This window comes from Serratia marcescens (assembly GCF_001902635.1).
In the GTDB taxonomy this organism is placed as follows: Bacteria; Pseudomonadota; Gammaproteobacteria; order Enterobacterales; family Enterobacteriaceae; genus Serratia; species Serratia marcescens_F.
On sequence record NZ_MJAO01000007.1, the window covers coordinates 24,491 to 43,245 of the forward strand.

At 55.5% G+C, this 18,755-nt stretch carries 14 protein-coding genes and 2 tRNA genes; 9 read left to right on the forward strand and 7 right to left on the reverse strand.

What is annotated here, in order from left to right; translation table 11 throughout:
* Window positions 1-97: 97 nt before the first annotated feature.
* Both gyrA and rcsC read left to right on the forward strand, forming a co-directional pair.
* Window positions 98-2,740: a DNA topoisomerase (ATP-hydrolyzing) subunit A gene (gene gyrA / locus BHU62_RS08460; RefSeq protein WP_073531516.1), complete on the forward strand. Its 2,643-nt coding sequence runs from the start codon at window positions 98-100 to the stop codon at window positions 2,738-2,740.
* 166 nt (window positions 2,741-2,906) lie between these two features.
* Window positions 2,907-5,762, forward strand: coding sequence for a two-component system sensor histidine kinase RcsC (rcsC, locus tag BHU62_RS08465; protein ID WP_073531517.1), 2,856 nt, complete (start codon window positions 2,907-2,909; stop codon window positions 5,760-5,762).
* 61 nt (window positions 5,763-5,823) lie between these two features.
* On the opposite strand, the gene rcsB is transcribed toward rcsC, so the two are convergent.
* Genes rcsB through BHU62_RS08485 form a run of 4 tightly spaced genes read right to left on the reverse strand, consistent with a single transcriptional unit; the run spans window position 5,824 to window position 10,810 of the window.
* A complete protein-coding gene (gene rcsB, locus BHU62_RS08470) occupies window positions 5,824-6,474 on the reverse strand; it encodes a response regulator transcription factor RcsB (RefSeq protein WP_019453689.1) in 651 nt (216 codons plus the stop codon).
* The gene (gene rcsD, locus BHU62_RS08475; protein WP_073531518.1) at window positions 6,467-9,172 is read right to left on the reverse strand and encodes a phosphotransferase RcsD; all 2,706 of its coding nucleotides are present in this window, start codon (window positions 9,170-9,172) and stop codon (window positions 6,467-6,469) included. Before rcsD ends, rcsB begins: the two co-directional genes overlap by 8 nt.
* 21 nt (window positions 9,173-9,193) lie before the next feature.
* Window positions 9,194-10,348, reverse strand: coding sequence for an MFS transporter (locus BHU62_RS08480; protein WP_073531519.1), 1,155 nt, complete (start codon window positions 10,346-10,348; stop codon window positions 9,194-9,196).
* Between the two features lie 54 nt (window positions 10,349-10,402).
* Complete coding sequence (locus BHU62_RS08485; protein ID WP_088776046.1) at window positions 10,403-10,810, reverse strand: DUF4186 domain-containing protein; 408 nt, start codon at window positions 10,808-10,810, stop codon at window positions 10,403-10,405.
* A gap of 699 nt (window positions 10,811-11,509) precedes the next feature.
* Between BHU62_RS08485 and ompC the strand changes: the two genes are divergently transcribed.
* Together ompC and BHU62_RS08495 are read left to right on the forward strand one after the other, a co-directional pair.
* Window positions 11,510-12,640 (forward strand): porin OmpC, encoded by a 1,131-nt coding sequence (ompC, locus tag BHU62_RS08490; protein ID WP_073531520.1) that lies wholly within the window; start codon window positions 11,510-11,512, stop codon window positions 12,638-12,640.
* A gap of 149 nt (window positions 12,641-12,789) precedes the next feature.
* Window positions 12,790-13,206, forward strand: a complete 417-nt coding sequence (locus BHU62_RS08495; RefSeq protein WP_073531521.1) for a VOC family protein — start codon at window positions 12,790-12,792, stop codon at window positions 13,204-13,206.
* On the opposite strand, the gene BHU62_RS08500 is transcribed toward BHU62_RS08495, so the two are convergent.
* Complete coding sequence (locus BHU62_RS08500; RefSeq protein WP_073531522.1) at window positions 13,200-13,778, reverse strand: TetR/AcrR family transcriptional regulator; 579 nt, start codon at window positions 13,776-13,778, stop codon at window positions 13,200-13,202. The two genes, BHU62_RS08495 and BHU62_RS08500, sit on opposite strands and share 7 nt — an antisense overlap.
* 108 nt (window positions 13,779-13,886) lie before the next feature.
* Between BHU62_RS08500 and BHU62_RS08505 the strand changes: the two genes are divergently transcribed.
* The 4 genes from BHU62_RS08505 to BHU62_RS08520 all read left to right on the forward strand — a co-directional run bounded on the left by BHU62_RS08505 (window position 13,887) and on the right by BHU62_RS08520 (window position 15,136).
* The gene (locus BHU62_RS08505) at window positions 13,887-14,354 is read left to right on the forward strand and encodes a DUF1348 family protein (protein WP_073531523.1); all 468 of its coding nucleotides are present in this window, start codon (window positions 13,887-13,889) and stop codon (window positions 14,352-14,354) included.
* Window positions 14,355-14,479: 125 nt separating this feature from the next.
* Window positions 14,480-14,809, forward strand: coding sequence for an osmotically-inducible lipoprotein OsmE (osmE, locus tag BHU62_RS08510; protein ID WP_004935874.1), 330 nt, complete (start codon window positions 14,480-14,482; stop codon window positions 14,807-14,809).
* A 157-nt stretch (window positions 14,810-14,966) separates the two neighbouring features.
* Window positions 14,967-15,054, forward strand: a tRNA-Ser gene (locus BHU62_RS08515).
* A gap of 6 nt (window positions 15,055-15,060) precedes the next feature.
* Window positions 15,061-15,136 (forward strand) — tRNA-Thr (locus BHU62_RS08520).
* Between the two features lie 107 nt (window positions 15,137-15,243).
* Here BHU62_RS08520 and BHU62_RS08525 read toward each other — a convergent pair.
* Together BHU62_RS08525 and BHU62_RS08530 are read right to left on the reverse strand one after the other, a co-directional pair.
* Window positions 15,244-16,392: an acyltransferase family protein gene (locus tag BHU62_RS08525; RefSeq protein ID WP_073531679.1), complete on the reverse strand. Its 1,149-nt coding sequence runs from the start codon at window positions 16,390-16,392 to the stop codon at window positions 15,244-15,246.
* Window positions 16,393-16,850: 458 nt separating this feature from the next.
* Complete coding sequence (locus tag BHU62_RS08530; protein WP_073531524.1) at window positions 16,851-17,540, reverse strand: S24 family peptidase; 690 nt, start codon at window positions 17,538-17,540, stop codon at window positions 16,851-16,853.
* 243 nt (window positions 17,541-17,783) lie between these two features.
* Here BHU62_RS08530 and BHU62_RS08535 point away from each other — a divergent pair, with 243 nt between their 5' ends.
* Window positions 17,784-18,146 (forward strand): antiterminator Q family protein, encoded by a 363-nt coding sequence (locus BHU62_RS08535; protein ID WP_073531525.1) that lies wholly within the window; start codon window positions 17,784-17,786, stop codon window positions 18,144-18,146.
* Window positions 18,147-18,755 lie beyond the last annotated feature (609 nt).

Consider the following 18,755-nt stretch of genomic DNA (forward strand, 5'->3'; position numbering starts at 1 on the left):
GGTTATTTCCCCGTAAAGCGCGCTTTGTGATATAGTTTTACACCTTTGCCACTATGGCAGCGGGCAGATGAATCATTAGTAGAGGGATAGCAGCTCCATGAGCGACCTTGCCAGAGAAATCACACCGGTAAACATCGAAGACGAGCTGAAAAACTCGTATCTGGACTACGCGATGTCCGTTATTGTCGGACGTGCGCTGCCAGATGTTCGTGATGGACTGAAGCCGGTTCACCGCCGCGTTCTGTACGCGATGAGTGTATTGGGTAACGACTGGAATAAACCATACAAGAAATCGGCCCGTGTCGTCGGGGACGTGATCGGTAAATATCACCCGCACGGTGACAGCGCGGTTTACGACACTATCGTGCGTATGGCTCAGCCGTTTTCACTGCGCTACATGCTGGTGGACGGTCAGGGTAACTTCGGCTCCGTCGACGGCGACTCCGCCGCGGCGATGCGTTACACCGAAGTGCGCATGTCCAAGATTGCTCACGAACTGCTGGCGGATCTGGAAAAAGAGACCGTCGACTTCGTGCCTAACTATGATGGCACCGAGCAGATCCCGGCCGTGATGCCGACCAAGATCCCGAACCTGCTGGTCAACGGCTCGTCGGGCATCGCCGTGGGCATGGCCACCAACATTCCGCCGCACAACCTGTCTGAAGTCGTCAACGGCTGCCTGGCCTATATCGACGATGAAAACATCAGCATCGAAGGGTTGATGGAGCACATCCCGGGGCCAGACTTCCCGACGGCGGCGATCATCAACGGCCGTCGCGGCATTGAAGAGGCCTATCGCACCGGGCGCGGCAAAATCTACCTGCGCGCGCGCGCGGAAGTGGAAGCAGACGCCAAAACTGGTCGCGAAACCATCATCGTTCACGAGATCCCGTATCAGGTGAACAAGGCGCGTCTGATCGAGAAGATCGCCGAGCTGGTGAAAGAAAAGCGCGTGGAAGGCATCAGCGCGCTGCGTGACGAGTCCGATAAAGACGGCATGCGCATCGTGATTGAAGTGAAACGCGACGCGGTCGGCGAAGTGGTGCTCAACAACCTGTATGCGCTGACGCAACTGCAGGTTACCTTCGGCATCAACATGGTGGCGCTGCATCAGGGCCAGCCTAAGCTGCTGAACCTGAAAGACATTCTCGAAGCCTTCGTGCGTCACCGCCGCGAAGTGGTCACCCGTCGCACCATCTTCGAACTGCGTAAGGCCCGCGACCGCGCCCATATCCTGGAAGCGCTGGCTATCGCGCTGGCCAACATCGATCCGATCATCGAGCTGATTCGCCGCGCGCCGACCCCGGCCGAAGCGAAAACCGCGTTGGTGGCGCAGCCGTGGGATCTGGGCAACGTGAGCGCCATGCTGGAGCGCGCTGGTGACAACGCCGCCCGCCCTGAGTGGCTGGAGCCGGAGTTCGGCATTCGCGACGGCAAATACTACCTGACCGAGCAGCAGGCTCAGGCGATTCTGGATCTGCGTCTGCAGAAACTGACCGGCCTGGAACACGAGAAGCTGCTGGACGAATATAAAGAGCTGCTCAACTTTATCGCCGAGCTGATCTTTATTCTGGAAAGCCCAGAGCGCCTGATGGAAGTGATCCGCGAAGAGCTGGTGGCCATCAAAGAGCAGTACAACGACGGCCGCCGCACCGAGATCACCGCCAATACTTCCGACATCAACATCGAAGACCTGATCAATCAGGAAGACGTGGTGGTAACCCTGTCGCACCAGGGCTACGTGAAGTATCAGCCGCTGTCCGACTATGAAGCGCAGCGCCGCGGCGGCAAAGGCAAGTCCGCCGCGCGTATTAAAGAAGAAGACTTTATCGATCGTCTGCTGGTGGCCAACACCCACGATACGATCCTGTGCTTCTCCAGCCGTGGCCGTCTGTACTGGATGAAGGTGTACCAACTGCCTGAAGCCAGCCGCGGCGCGCGCGGTCGCCCAATCGTCAACCTGCTGCCGCTGGAAGCCGATGAGCGCATCACCGCGATTCTGCCGGTACGCGAGTACGAAGAAGGGCGCCACGTGTTCATGGCAACCGCCAGCGGTACCGTGAAGAAAACCGCGCTGACCGAGTTCAGCCGTCCGCGCAGCGCCGGCATCATCGCCGTCAACCTCAACGAGGGCGACGAACTGATCGGTGTCGATCTGACCGACGGCAGCAACGAAGTGATGCTGTTCTCCGCTAACGGTAAAGTGGTGCGCTTCCCGGAAACGCAGGTGCGTTCGATGGGCCGTACCGCCACCGGTGTGCGCGGCATCAACCTCGGCGAAGGCGACAGCGTGATCTCACTGATCGTGCCGCGCGGCGAGGGTGACATCCTGACCGTCACGCAAAACGGCTTCGGTAAGCGTACCGCCGTGACCGAGTATCCGACCAAGTCGCGCGCCACCCAAGGGGTTATCTCCATCAAGGTGAGCGAGCGCAACGGCCAGGTCGTGGGCGCTGTGCAGGTGGAAACCAGCGACCAGATCATGATGATCACCGATGCCGGCACGCTGGTGCGTACCCGCGTGTCGGAAGTCAGCGTGGTGGGCCGTAACACCCAAGGTGTAACGCTGATCCGCACCGCGGATGACGAGAACGTCGTCGGTCTGCAGCGCGTGGCCGAGCCGGTGGAAGACGAAGAGCTGGACAGCCTGGAACCGGGTGCGGAAGCCGTGGAAGAAGACACCACGCCGCTGGACGATGGCGACGACGCGGCTGAGCCGATGGACGACGACAACGTCTAAACAAGGTGAGGGCGTCGGCATGCCGACACCGTAATGCACTGAGACAAAAGGGCCTGGCAGCGATGCTAGGCCCTTTTTCAGTTATATGGTTTAATTGGCGCACCGAGCCGCCGGCCGCTGCGCCGGCGACAACGCGCGCCGCCCCTGACTTTCGTATGGTATCCGATTGAAATACTTAGCCTCTTTTCGAACTACGCTGAAGATATCCCGCTATCTGTTCCGGGTGCTGGCGATTTTGCTGTGGTCGTTGGGGGCGCTGCTCACCACTTTCTACATTCTGAATATCCTGCATCAAAAAGAGTCGGACATCCGGCAGGAGTACAATCTCAATTTCGATCAGGCGCAGGGTTACATTCGCCATTCTGCCGACATCATTCGTGATATCAAGTATATGGCCGAGAATCGACTCAACGGCTCGGTCAGCAGCATGGACATGTTCAGCGGGATGTTTCCCGGCAAGAGCAGCCCATCGCAATTCTTTCCGCTGTACCCGGAATCCAACTGCGCGCTGAGCACCACCTACCGCAGTTCGCTCGATTCGCTGAGTGGCCTGATCCAGTATTGGAAAGAGAACTTCGTGGCGGCCTACGATCTCAATCGGGTGTTCTTCATCGATGGCGACAGCCTGTGCATGGCGGAGTTCGGTGGCGGTAACGCGACCGCCAATCGGGAGAACGTGCTGAAGTCGCTGCACGAGCGCATTCTGAAATACCGCAACGCCAAGACACTGGACAAAGACAATAACCTGTATTGGATCAGCCCCAGTGCGCAGCGGCCGGACGTGGGTTACCTGTATGTGCTGACACCGATTTATATCGGCAACAAGCTGGAGGCGCTGCTGGGCATCGAGCAAACCGTCCGGCTGGAGGATTTCGTCACCGCCGGCAACCTGCCGATCGGCGTCACGCTGCTGGATGAAAACAACGAACCGGTGCTGCGCCTGGCGGATGGCGATCGCTATGCCGCTTCGCTCAACAGCTACCCTGCCGAGCATGCCTACTTCGGCTATGTCGACAATTACCGCGACCTGATCCTGAAAAAAGCGTTGCCCCCTTCTTCACTGAGCATCGTTTATGCGCTGCCGGTGAAAAGCGTGGTAGAACGTTTCAAGATGCTGATCCTCAACGCGCTGTTGTTGAACCTGCTGTCGGCCATTGTGCTGTTCACGCTGGCGTGGCTGTTTGAGCGCAAGATGTTCCTGCCGGCAGAGGACAACGCCTTCCGGCTGGAAGAGCATGAGCAGTTCAACCGCAAGATAGTCGCCTCGGCGCCGGTGGGTATCTGCATACTGCGCATCAGCGACGGCACCAATATCCTGAGTAACGAATTGGCGCACAACTACATCAACCTGTTGACCCATGAAGACCGCGATCGCATTACGCGCATCATTTGCGAACAGCAGGCGAATTTCGTCGATGTGATGACCAGCAACAACAACAACCTGCAGATCAGCTTTGTCCACTCGCGCTACCGTAACGAAGAGGTGGCGATCTGCGTGCTGGTGGACGTCAGCGCGCGCGTGAAGATGGAAGAGTCTCTGCAGGAGATGGCGGCAGCGGCGGAGCAGGCCAGCCAGTCTAAATCGATGTTCCTGGCCACCGTCAGCCATGAGCTGCGCACGCCGCTGTACGGCATTATCGGCAACCTCGACCTGTTGCAGACCAAGGCGTTGCCGCAAGGGGTGGATCGGCTGGTCAACGCGATGAACAACTCTTCCGGCCTGCTGCTGAAGATCATCAGCGATATTCTCGACTTCTCCAAGATCGAATCCGAGCAGCTGAAGATCGAACCGCGTGAATTCTCTTGCCTGGAGGTGATCACCCATATCGCCGGCAACTATTTGCCGCTGGTGGTGAAGAAGCGTCTGGGATTGTACTGCTTTATCGAACAGAACGTGCCGGAGCGTATCTTCGGCGATCCGGTGCGCTTGCAGCAGGTGCTGTCCAATCTGGTGAACAACGCCATCAAATTCACCGATACCGGCTGTATCGTGTTGCAGGTTTGCACCCGCGGCAGCTACCTGGAGTTCAGCGTGCGTGATACCGGCGTCGGCATCCCGGAGAAGGAGATCTCGCGCCTGTTCGATCCGTTCTTCCAGGTCGGCACCGGCGTACAGCGGCACTTCCAGGGCACCGGCCTGGGGTTGGCAATCTGTGAAAAGCTGATCAACCTGATGGACGGCGATATCTCCGTCGAGTCCGAGCCGGGGTTGGGCAGCCTGTTCAGCATCCGCATTCCGCTGTTCAACGCCCAGTTCCCGATCCCGCAGGCCAGCGATACCTGGCAGGGCCGTCGGCTGTGGCTGGCTATCCGCAACCAGCGGCTGGAAAGCTATCTGATGGCGATTCTGGGCGGCTATGGCGCCGATATCCAGCGCTATGACGGGCAGGAGACCGCCGCCGGGGAAGTGATGCTCAGCGATTACCCGCTGATGTTGGACATGCCGCTGCTGGCCCAGATCCAATTCTCTACCGAGCACATCGGCCCGTCGCTGGAAACCCGGCCGGGCTATTGGATGCACAGCACTTCCACGCCGCGTGAGACGCTGACCTTGCTTAACCGATTGTTCGGCGTCGGCGCGGCAGAGGCGCTGGTGCAGCTGCCGGTGCCCGCCAAGGCCAGCGCGGCGGACAACGGCGATATTCATCTGCTGGTGGTCGATGATCATCCTATCAACCGCCGCCTGTTGTCCGATCAGTTGGGATCGTTGGGGTATCAGGTGGTGACCGCCAACGACGGCGTCGACGCGCTCGGCGTGCTGAAGCAGCACCACGTCGATATCGTGCTGACCGACGTCAATATGCCGAATATGGACGGCTATCGCCTGACGCAGGAACTGCGGCAGATGCAGTTCAGCGCGCCGGTGATCGGCGTGACGGCGAACGCGTTGGCGGAGGAAAAACAGCGCTGTATCGAGGCAGGCATGGATAACTGCCTGTCGAAACCGGTCACGCTGGAGACGCTGGAGCAGACGTTGGCCTATTACAGCCAACAGGTGCGCCGCAGCCGCAGCGGGGCCTGAAAAGCAAACAGGCACGGCGAATGCCGTGCCTGTTTGGCGTTAACCTGCCGTGAGGCGGGATTTACTCTTTGTCCAGCGGCGTCATGCTGACGGAGGAGAGGTAGTTGAGCAGGGCGATGTCGTTTTCGACGCCCAGTTTCATCATCGCCGATTTCTTCTGGCTGCTGATGGTTTTGATGCTGCGGTTGAGTTTCTTGGCGATTTCGGTAACCAGGAAACCTTCGGCGAACAGGCGCAGTACTTCGCTCTCTTTCGGCGACAGACGTTTGTCGCCATACCCGCTGGCGCTGATTTTCTCCAGCAGTTTGGAGACGCTTTCCGGCGTGAACTTCTTGCCTTTCTGCAAGGCGGCCAGCGCCTTCGGCAGATCGGTCGGCGCGCCCTGTTTCAGCACGATGCCTTCGATATCCAGATCCAATACCGCGCTCAGGATCGCCGGGTTGTTGTTCATGGTCAGCACGATGATCGACAACTGCGGATAGTGGCGCTTGATGTATTTAATCAGCGTGATGCCGTCGCCATACTTGTCACCCGGCATCGACAGATCGGTGATCAGTACGTTGGCGTCCAGCTTGGACAGATTGTTGATCAGTGCGGTTGAGTCTTCGAACTCCCCAACGACATTCACCCATTCAATTTGCTCAAGTGACTTCCGGATGCCAAACAGTACGATAGGATGGTCATCAGCAATAATTACGTTCAGGTTATTCATGTTGTTGGCTACCTTGCTTCAGCAGTCTGCTGACGAAAAAATCAATCTGACTGATGTTATTCTCGATCTCGGGCGCATCACCTTCTGCGATACGCTGTTCTAACGATTCGCACAGCTGCTTGCCGGGAAGCAGATTTAACATGGCAAACACGCCTTTCAGGCGGTGTGCGGTTTGCGACAGCGCATTGAAATCACTGCTGCCCGCCTCAGTATACAGTTTTTTGACATCATCGGGTACTGTATCGACAAACAGCCCATAGTAATCGCTTGATTTCAATTGTTTTTCATAGAGTTGGATATCTTCTGCGCTCAATGAAAGCGGGCTTTCTTCCTGTTCCAGCGCGGCCATTTGCTGTTCGATCAGCATCAGCACGGCGTCGATTAATGCGCCGTTCAGGTTATAGTTCACTCGAATGTAGCGTTTGTCCAGCGCTTGCCAACCCGGTTCATCGGTCGCCAGCAACAGCGTGTAATCATCGGCGCGCTGCGGGTTATCCGTCAGCAGCACATCATAATCGCGATTGACCGCGCGATCTTCGGCGACGAGGCAGTCGGCACCGTAGGCCTGTAGCAGGCGGGTCACGATGCCACGCACTTCATCCGAGGTGACATCCAGCAGGGCAGTCACGCCGTCGAGCAGCTTTTCCTGATCCTGCGGCTCTTTTTTCTCCATTTCCATGGCGACGCGGATGGTATAGCGGGTGCCGATATCCACTTTGCTGCGAATGTCCAACTGGCCGTTAAGCTTCTTGCACAGCTGATTGCACAGGAAGAAGGTGAGGCCGGAACCGTGGTTGAAGCGATCCACCAGCGTCTGGCTGAGGAACGGATAGTTGAGGTTGCTGATCTCCTCGTTGGAGATGCCGGAGCCGGTGTCGTTGATTTGGAAGATCAGACGGTCCGGGCGCTCGGGCTCATGATCGATCACCAGGGAAATCTTGCCGCACGCGGTGGTGATAATCGCATAGTGCACCAGCAGCGAAATTACCTTGCGCAGCGCATTGGCGTCGCCGATGTAGTTTTGATCGACACCCAGCTGGAAATGCTTGAACAGCGCCAGCCCTTTTTGGTTGAGGGCCGGCAGGGCCTCCAGCAGCACGTCGTCGAGCATCGCTGCCGGGTTGAACGGTTCACGCGTAGGTTGCCAGTCCTGGGTTTCCAACCGGGTCAGCAGGGTGATGTTATCGATCAATCCCAGCACCGAAGCCGACTCCGCCGTCAACTGGTTCAGCAGCGCTTGCTGTTGCTCCTCATCATCCGGTTGGCTGCGCAGGCGATCCACCAGATCGTGCATTTGGCGCACCGGCTGATTCAACTCGATGCCCAGGTTGTGCAGCATCAGCTTGCGTGCCTGAACGTTTTTGTCGTATTCGCGCCGCGCCTGTTGCAAGCGCTTGTTCACCATCACCTCTTTATCCTGATCGTGCATCAGGAACAGGTAAGTGTCCGGCGACAGCTGGCTGCGGAAAATGCGGATTTCATACACCTCATTGTTGACCGTCGCCTGGATCACGCCGTGGTGCTGTTCGGCCATATGAGCGATTTTTTGCAGGCTGAGGTGCGGCAGCAGGTGTTCGGCGATTTTGTTGCTGGCGATCACCGTATTGCTGGCGAAGCTGTAGACCAGCAGGCCGGAGGGCAGGCTGGAGACGATCTCCTGGTTCAGCGCGCGTTCGGCCTCCAGTTCGACCGCCATGTTTTCGCTCGGACGGATGTACTGACGGCGGATAAAGTAGATGCTCAGCATCGACAGCGCCAGCAGCAGCAGGTTGATCGCGATCAGCCAGATGTTGTTGCGCAGCAGATCGATGGCCAGGTTAATGACCGAAACGCGATACACCACCTTCAGCGGTGCATTGGGCAAGGCGGCGCTGAACTCCACCCAGCCGCCGCTCATCACGGCATGGGTACCGAGAGCGGTTTCCGCCGGGATGGCGTTGTCATCGATGTCGATGTCGTCCGGCAGCAGCAGGAAATTGGCGCGGGCCAGATTGGCCGGAATGATGTCGTTGATCGGCAAGTCGAAGGCGATCACCGTCGCCAGATGCCCCGGCTGGTTGAAGGTGGTACGGATCGAGAACGAATAGGCGTTCTGGAAGCGTTGTTTGCGCAGATCGGAAAAGCTCTCGCGCTCGTCGAGCATATTGGCCTGTTGCAGCATCTCGGCACGGCGTTCGTCCGCCGAGGTGGTCAGGTAGCTTTCCCGAAAGCGCGAAGCCAGCTCTTTAAGCGGCTGCGTCGTGATCAGACTGAGGCTGTTGTCCTGGCCATTGAGGTAATACATGGCGTAGTTCTCGGTCTTGGCGCCCCAGCGGGTGTCCAGGTAGTCCGAGATGTTGGCGATCATCGCCAGCGTGTTATCGTCATGGCTGCCGAAAATCACCGCATCGGTTTTCTTGTGCGGTTTCTCGACATAATAGACGTCGGGCCGCAGGCGGGTTTCCTGCAGGCTGGGATCGGCGTTCGGCGCGGAGGCATTGCCGAATTTTTCATAGACCTGATAGGTAATGTAGCGGTAGCTGTCGATGCGCCTTTGCAGCGAACCGGCGATGCTGTTCAGCGTGTACTTCTTTTCCGCCAGCCAGGCGTTGGTGTAGTTGTAACCATACAGGCCGACGCCAATCGTCAGCAGCACGATAAACAGCAGGAAGCAGCGTGTGATGTTGCTGGAGCTAATGGTCAGTTGTTTATTTTGCATAGTGGGCTGCGCATTCCTGAATCAGCGAGTGACGGCCTTGGCGCTGGCCGTCACCGCCAACAGCAGGGCGGCAACGCAGGCGAAGGCCATCGTCAGGCTGGAAAACTGGGCGATAAAACCGATCAGCGCCGGGCCGGCCAGAATTCCGGCATAGCCGACGGTCGTGACGGAGGCGATCGCCAGGTTGGCCGGCATGTCGCGCTGGTTGCCTGCGGCGCTGAACAGAATCGGCACGACGTTCGAGGCGCCCAGGCCGACCAGCATGAAACCGACCAATGAAACGGTAGCGTGATTGAAAGCGATGGCCAGGCTCAGGCCGAGCGCCGCGCACAGACTGCCCAGCAGCAGCACCCGGTAGCGGCCCAGCGAGTTCACCACCCGATCGCCATTGAGCCTGCCGAGCGTCATGGTAATGGAAAACAGCGCATAGCCCAGGCCCGCCTGGCTGTGTTCGACGTCGCGCAGGGTGGTGAGGAACAGCGCGCTCCAGTCGAGCATCGATCCTTCCGCCAGAAACATGATAAAGCACAGAATGCCGATAAACATCACCCAACCGCGCGGCAACACGAACATCGGCCCGCCGTCGTCGGCGCCGCTCTCGCGCAGCAGATGGCGGCTGGCGAGCGCCAGCAGCGCGATCACCGCCAGTACGGTGAGCAGGGTGGAGTGCAGCGGGGTCAACCCCAGCCACAGCAGCGCGCTGACGCCCCCGGCGCCGGCAATGCCGCCGATGCTGAAGAAGCCGTGAAAGCCGGACATCATCGCCTTGCCGCTGGCGCGTTCGACGATCACCGCCTGAACGTTCATCGCCACATCGATCATGCCGATCGCCGCACCGAACAGCAGCAGCGCCACGGCCATGCCGCTGAGGGAATCCATCAGCGCCAGCAGCGGCAAATCGATGCACAATCCCAGCCCCGCCATCAGGATCACCGCGCGGCAGCCCAGTTTACCGGTCAGAAAACCGGTCAGCGGCATCGCCAGCATGGAGCCGGCGCCGATGCACAACAGCAGCAAGCCGAGTGAGCCGTCATCGATGCCGATACGCGTTTTGGCGAAGGGGACCAGCGGCGCCCAGGCGGCCATGCCGAGGCCGGCGACGAAGAAGGCCAGGCGGGTGGCGATCTGTTGAGGAACGCCGGGCGTTTGCTGTTCATTGCACAAGGTGGCTGTCATGTAAGCGTCAGGATCTAGGGTCAAAAAGGGGCTGAAAGTTACTGACAGTTTTTATCACAATCCGCGATCCGGGTCGAAAAGATTCGCGCCTTGTTCATCCCTGGCACCGCCTCTGCGCACCAACCACAGGGCGATCACCCGGGCAATATAGTCCTTCTGCCGTTGGTCCAGCGCGACGCCCTGCGGCATGCCGTGCCATTTTTCCAGACAGCCGCGGCAGCAGGTAGCGGTGGCGTGCTGGGCGACGAATACCGGATGGCCGCGCATGGGCGTCTGCTTGCCATCATTTTTAGGGTGGGCTGCGGCCAGGCGACGGTCGATAAAATCGCGGGCATGGCTGAGGATCAGCGGTAAACCTTTGTCGTCGAGATAGGCCTGGTCTTTGGGATTCAAACGAAATCTGGCGCGGAATGGGGAACTTTGCAGCCGCCGCCACAACGCGTCGGGTTGAAATGGCATCATGACTTATTTGTTCTGGTTGAGAGCGTGCTTTTATTCAGGTTACCAGAAGTGAATCTCTGCGGCGAATTTTGCCTGTGATGGGAAATATCGGGGGAGTAAAGCACGAAATGAAAAGCAAGCTCAATTTGTAGACTAAAATAAGGAAAAAGATTAGCAATTAGTGCGGAAGTCAATTAATGAAACTATATCATGATGTTATTTGTTTGCCTGCTATTTGTGCGAGTTGAAATTGTGAGGGAAGTATGGAGGGAAATAAAAAACCGGCCAGAAGCCGGTTAAAGGAATGCAGAAATTATCTTCGGATAATGAAGGTAATAATGAAAATAATGATGATAGCGGGATGATTATAGCGGCTGTGCATGGACGGCGTTTTGGCACAATGTGCTTATTGCTCGGCCCAATTGTATGGCTGGCTTGTTTTTCTTAAAGATATGTATAACTAGATGATTTTTTATCAATTAATCTATTCTTTGTCTTTAAGTGCTTTATTTTGTTTGTCGGTAATGTTTTGTGAAAGTTCGCGCGTATTTACATTTTGAAACCTTTATTAATTACAATGAAACACTATCGGATACTTGGTATCATTTTCTTTCTGGATTAATATAACCCTTGTTACCAGAATGGTAATGCACAGTCGTGCTAATAATGCTCGAAAAGGGCAGTGGCCGTAGCTCGACATAATTAACGAGGATAATAACGATGAAACTTCGAGTACTCTCTCTGATGGTACCCGCACTGCTGGTTGCAGGCACAGCAGGCGCGGCGGAAATCTACAACAAAGACGGTAATAAACTGGATTTGTACGGTAAAGTCGACGGTCTTCACTATTTCTCCAGCAACAACGGCTCCGATGGCGATATGTCCTATATGCGTTTTGGCCTGCGCGGCGAAACGCAAATCAGCGACCAGCTGACCGGCTACGGCCAGTGGGAATATCAGGCGAACCTGAACCACGCTGAAAGCCAGGACAACAAGAACTTCACCCGTTACGGCTTCGCCGGTCTGAAATTTGGCGACTACGGCTCCTTCGACTATGGCCGTAACACCGGCGTGCTGTACGACGTCGCGGCTTACACCGACTTGCAGCCTGAGTTCGACGGCTCGACCTACGGCGCCGATCAGTTCATGTTCCAGCGCTCCAGCGGCCTGGCGACCTACCGCAACAACGGCTTCTTCGGCTTGGTTGACGGCCTGAACTTTGCCCTGCAGTACCAGGGTAAAAACGGCAGCAGTAAAGAGACCAACAATGGCCGTGACGTGCTGGGCCAGAATGGCGAAGGCTACGGCATGTCGATGAGCTATGACATGGGTTACGGCATCAGCGCCGCGGGTGCCTTCTTCAACTCTCGTCGTACCAGCGAGCAAAACGGCGGTGGCGGCTACCAAAACATCATGGGCCGTGGCGACAAGGCGGAAGGTTACTCCGGCGGTCTGAAATATGACGCCAACGATACTTACCTGGCCGTGATGTTCACCCAGTCCTACAACGCGGCGCGCTTCGGCAGTTCTACCAGTGATGTGTTCGGTTACGCCAACAAGGCGCAGAGCTTCGAAGCCTATGCGCATTACCAGTTCGACTTCGGTCTGCGTCCGTTCGTGGGCTATAACCAGACCAAAGGTAAAGACCTGGGCCGTGCCGGCAACGGTAAGGACTATGGCGATCAAGATCTGGTCAAATTCGTCGATCTGGGCGCGACCTACTTCTTCAACAAAAACATGTCCACCTATGTTGACTACAAAATCAACCTGCTGGACAACAACGACTTCACCCAAGCTGCCGGTATCAACACCGACAACGTGGTTGCCGTGGGCCTGGTTTACCAGTTCTAAGCATCAGCGTGTGAATGTCATAGCGCGGCCTTCTGGCCGCGTTTTTTTTGCCTATAAAGCACGGATTGATCCGTTGTCGGCACGGGAAGCGATTCGGATCGCCTCCGCTCGGCCTACGCTGTCCGTACAGCAAACAGAGTGGAGGTGATATGGAACTCAAGATCGATAAGGTGATAGAAACGGTGCTGTACGTCAGCGATATTGAACGCGCGCACGCTTTCTATCGAGAGGTGCTGAATTTGCCGGTGATGGTCGCCAATGAGCGGTTTCGTGCCTATAACGTCGGCGATCAAAGCGTATTGCTGCTGTTTATCGAAGGTGATTCGCTGCGCGGGGCGCACTATCCGACCGGGTTTATTCCCGCGCACGATGGTGTGGGGCCGGCGCATATCGGGCTGGCGGTGGCGAAAGAACAACTGCCGCACTGGGAGCGGCATCTGGCGGCGAACGGTGTGGAGATTGAAGGGCGGATGCGCTGGGAGCACGGCGGAGAGAGCATTTATTTTCGCGATCCCGATGCCCATCTGTTGGAACTGGTAACGCCGGGCATCTGGGCCAATTATTGATCGAATCCGCTTTGCGCCAGCATTTCCAGTGTGGCATTCAGCACCTGTAGCGTTGCCTGCGGTTGCCGCTCTATCTGCACCCTGACGATGGCACCGTCGATCAGCATCGCCAGCATCGACGCCCGCTGTTCCCGTTGCGGACCGGTGGGCAGGTGACGCGCCAGTTCATCCGCCATCTGCCGCTTATGCTGACTGGCGATTGACAGACTTTCCGGCAGCAGGTCGGCGATTTCCACCGCCGTATTGATAAACGCACAGCCGCGGAAGCGCGGATCGGCGAACCATTCCGCCAGGCAGGGCGCCAGCGCCGGCAACAGCCCACCGGTCTGCGCCACATGGCGCGCCAACGAGGCGCTGAACCAGGTTAGCCACTGCTGATGGCGATAGGCCAAAAATGCCGTAATCAAGTCGTTCTTGCTGGGAAAATGGCGATAAAACGTTACCTTGGTCACCCCCGATTCCTTGATGATGCGATCGATGCCGGTGGCGCGGATCCCTTCCTGATAAAACAGATCGTGCGCCGTCAGCAGAATGCGCTGGCGGGCGGGCAAGGCGTTGAGCTCGGCGGTCATCATTTTTCTCCCGGGATATTTGCATGCGATTGTAGACAACTCTGTCTACCTGCGCTAGCGTAATGATGTAGACAGAGTTGTCTACATGCGTTCACTCAGGAGATGAATATGAGCATGAAACCCCCATTGCCGCCTTTTACCCGTGAGTCGGCAGTCGAGAAAGTGCGGCTGGCGGAGGATGCCTGGAACAGCCGCGATCCCGAGCGCGTGTCGCAGGTGTATTCCCTCGATACCCATTGGCGCAACCGCGCAGAGTTTGTCGATGGTCGTGCGGCGGTGGTCGGCTTTCTGCAGCGCAAATGGGCGAAAGAGCTGGAATATCGGCTGATTAAGGAACTGTGGGCGTTTGACGGCGCGCGCATCGCGGTGCGTTTCGCCTATGAATGGCGCGACGACTCCGGCAACTGGTATCGCAGCTTCGGCAACGAGAACTGGGAGTTCAATCAGGACGGGTTGATGATCAACCGCCATGCCTGCATCAACGACATGCCGATCCACGAACAGGACCGGCGTTTTCATTGGCCGCTCGGTCGGCGCCCGGACGATGTTCCGGCCCTGAGTGACTTCGGATTCTGAATCCGTTGCCGCGCAAAGGGTGCCCACCGAAGGGAAAGCGCACCGATCGACAAAGGAGAATTTGTAGAAAAGCCTTCCCACTTCTAGACTTAGGGGACAGCAAACGCACTCCAAGAGGACAAGCTATGACGAAGAAGTTGGTTTTGGCCGTCGGCACTGCGGCGGTATTTTCCATTCTTGCCGGCTGCACCGCCTATGACCGCGCAACCAGTTATGTCAATGAACCGGTGGTCAGCGATGTCAAAGTCGGGATGACCAAGCAGCAGGTGCGGGCGATTGCCGGTCCGCCGTCGACTTCCGCCACGTTGATCCATGCGCAGGGCACCTGCGATACCTATGCGGTGGCGCCGCGCGACGGCAAGGTGCAAACGTACTTTGTCAGCTACAACGATACGGGCCATGTGATGAACAAGGGCTATCAAACCTGTTCAGACTACGATTCGCAGCCAAAATAATCGCGTTTTGGTCGAACAAAAAAGCCTCGCTTGCGCGGGGCTTTTCATTTTTTAAGCGTTTAAGGCCTGAAGTTTAGGCAAATAGACCATCGATGCCATTTTTTTGCATGAAAACGATAGACATTTCATAACGGTATCGCTAATATCAGCGCCCATTGGAAGGATGGCCGAGTGGTTTAAGGCAACGGTCTTGAAAACCGTCGAGTGTAACAGCTCCCAGAGTTCGAATCTCTGTCCTTCCGCCAAATTCAGCCGGCTTAGCTCAGTAGGTAGAGCAACTGACTTGTAATCAGTAGGTCACCAGTTCGATTCCGGTAGCCGGCACCATGACAGAGGCCCCAGCAGAGATGCTGGGGCTTTTTGTTATGGATTTTTTTGGGAAAGCGCCACGGGAATGAATTCCACTGGTGGCGCTGAAATCAACCGATAAGCAATTACGGCAGAACGACGGCTTTTGTTTGGTTGCTTCTGAGCAGCATCTTGCCGAGCTTGATGCCTGGTTTCTCAACAAAGTGATACAGCAACGTTGCGATACCATAGGTGACCGGGAGAATGATCCCAGATGCAACAATGAACCTCATTACTGAAGAGAGTTCGGCAAACGATGTGTTTGAGAGCAAATAGGCGACGACCGGTATCACTATCAATAAGTGAAGCAAGTAAACTGAGTATGAAACATCCCCCAGGAATACGCTGAAGCGGTTTGTCAGGAACCACCGAGGCAAGCGCAATGCATGCCCCCATTTGCTGTCTTCGCTCCGAGCCCAAAGAATCATGACCATCATTAAGGTCATACCTATCTGAGCGAGCAAATAGAATTTATAAAATTCTTTTGGCAAATAGGCGCTGCCCAGTACCGCCAACAAAGCAAAAGCGACATATCTAACGCTCTGTCTGCGAACGGACTCAGCAATCAGCATGCCTGCGATAAACACGTTCAGCTTGATGAGGATCATGGAGGGCATAGGGAACGCAGCAAAATAGCCCGGTAGTAAGAACTTGGCCAGCCCGCACAGCAGAACTATGGCGAGACATGCACGAGCAAATCCCAGTTTCAAGACGGCTAACATGATGAATGGGAAAAGAAAATAGAACTGCATTTCCAATCCGATACTCCAGTCGGGTAGTGCCGTATTGAAAGAGTAATCAGGCAGGAAGCCAAACATAAAGGTGACGTGTGTGAACACGTTCAAAAATGTATGGTCGCTATAGCGTGAAGCGTTGGTTTGCGTTTCGCTGTAGAAGTGGCCGATGATGTCTCTGGCCTCACCAAAATAGCTACCAAGAGCGATCGCCAGTACGAGCAAAACATAGTAAAGCGGCGCGATGCGAAAGAACCGCCGAGTCCAAAATTTTTTAAACGTCGACGCGTCGGTCCAGGGTTCATGTTCCTTACGCTCAACATAATTCTTGGCCATCAGATAGCCGGAAAGCAGGATGAAGAGATCTACGCCGATAGCCGGGTCAGAAAGAATGGGGAGGTGGAAGCTGGTTAAAATACAAATATGGCCCAAAACAACCCAGAGTGATGCCAGGCCGCGTAATCCTTCAAGTTCCTGTGACCACTTTTTAGCAGGTTGCATCATAAGGATAAATCTCTAAATGGTTTTTCATTAGTTATTCCAATGGGTTAGTGAATTTTTGCTATTGTAGCATGGGATATGTGACGAGTTTAGCGTCGGATTCTGAATGTAAACGGCGGATAACGCGGGCTTTTTTTCAAAATGCGCCAATATATTGAAATTATTGAATTATTTTAGCAATATCGGTGTGCATCATAGTTAATAATTGTCTATGAAATAGTAACATATTGTTTTTAGCTGTCGATGCTTTGAGGGGGAACAGCAGTGAAGCCGGCAGACAAAGTATGGCCATGCTGCCTTGCTGGTATAGAAAGGGGCTGTTGGCGTGAGGCTCAAATTTGGCCATTGCAGGGGGTTACGGTTGACGCCGCTTATCAAATATCAGTGGCCTGCCACTGATCCGCTTCTTCGAACATCTCTTCCAACATCCGGTTCAACTCGCTGTCGGCGCGGCCTGCTCACAACCTTGCGGAAGGTAACCAGGCACCGAGCACTATCCCGATAATCTCGTACTCATCGGCATTCAACGCCGGATAACCGGGCATGGCCGTTGTAAGCCATCGATGCCCGGCGTCTTCGACATACGTTTTAAAGGTCAGCTCTGCACTGTGGCTGTGTTTCGCTATCACCTTATCGCCGGATACAAATTCGGTTACGCCGGCGGTGACGGGTTCTACGAGTATCAATGCGCCTTTTGGGTAATTGGCACAGGCAGAGCCGCTCATCGTGTCATCTTGCACCGGCAGCCAGTAGGCCTGAGCGCTGCACTGCACCATAGCAGGGTAGTGGACGGTAGCGCCTTTGCGCTGCTGTTCGTGAGACAACGGCAATGTCCACGTCAGCAGCGGAAGCGTTTTAACATGGGCTTTTGTGGCCTTCGGCCTGATGGCGCGTTGCTCGGTTTTTTCCAGACCGTCCAGCCAACCGATTTGCACGGCGAAGTATTGTTCAATCCTTCGCGCCATGTCGCCACTGATGCCTTTTTTTCCTTTCTTGCCAGGCGGATAGAGCAGACGGGAAACATAGTCTGCGGCAATGCCAAGCGCCTCGGCAAGGCGCTTTTGGCCCCCTACGCCAAGGTTATCGATCAGGATAGCCAGGCGTTTTCGCCGCATCTCCTGCATGTGCATTTTCTGCTCGTCGTTCATGAGGCCATCGTACCTAAATTTACCTGTGGGTAAACGGCTTTTTGGTATTGAAAAAAAAATACCTCTGGGTATACTTAATACTGTTTATTTATACAGTATTCAGAGCGATATCCCTCGACGAGTGTTCTGGGTGGACCGGCTGTTGCGCGTTAGCGCACAGCGAACAGCAGGGCGGCTCGACCGACGTCGATAGTCGACACGGAGTCGTTGGCGATGTGGCAAACGCCCGAAGGAGGCGGAAACATGCGAGATGTGAACGAAGTTTTAGAACGCTGGGGCGTATGGGCCAGGGACAACAGCGGCATTGATTATTCCCCCATTGCCGCCGGGTTCAAAGGGCTGTTGTCCTACAAATCGAATGGTGAGCTCTCCTGCTGCGATGATGATGGCCTGGTGATCGACGGCTGCGTTGGCAGATTGAAGAAATACAAACCGGAAGAGTTCGACCTCGTCATCGCACACCATGTTTATGGCATATCCCTGCGCAAGATTGCCCTGAAGAGAAAGTGTTCAGACGGCACGATACGCAAAGAGATGCAAACGGCGGAGGGATTTATCGGCGGATGCCTGGCAATGTTGGATATAAAGTTGAGTATGGATCGCTGAAACTGCTGCCGTTGAAATTGATGGCTTATTTCTCATTTCACTATGACATCAGGAATAGCAATGGCGGATGACATTTCTTGCGTGCCGCAATAATTTAAAAAAAGACTCACGCGTACGCAAATAAGTCTGTAATCTGATAAAACTGAGTTGTTACCGGCGCCGCCGCACGATAAATAAAACCTCGCTCCGGCGGGGTTTTATTTTTTATCATAAAAGACTCACGCGTACGCAAATAAGCCTGTAATCTGATAAAACTGAGTTGTTGCCGGCACCGCTGCACGATAGATAAACCTCGCTCCGGCGGGGTTTTATTTTTTTCATAAAAGACTCACGCGTACGCAAATAAGTCTGTAATCTGATAAAACTGAATCGTTGCCGGCACCGCCGTACGATAAATAAACCTCGCTCCGACGGGGTTTTTCATTTTTAACCTCCTTGTCAAAACGGTCAATCACTCACTGCATAATGACTGCCATTGAATGACCACGACGGGAGGCTAATCCCTCTTCTTTATAAAACAGTGCAACCTTATTTACCTGCCCAGGTTGAGCAGGACGGATAAGCCATTTTCGACAGCGGTAATGGCCGTTTTTTAAATAGAACAGGAAT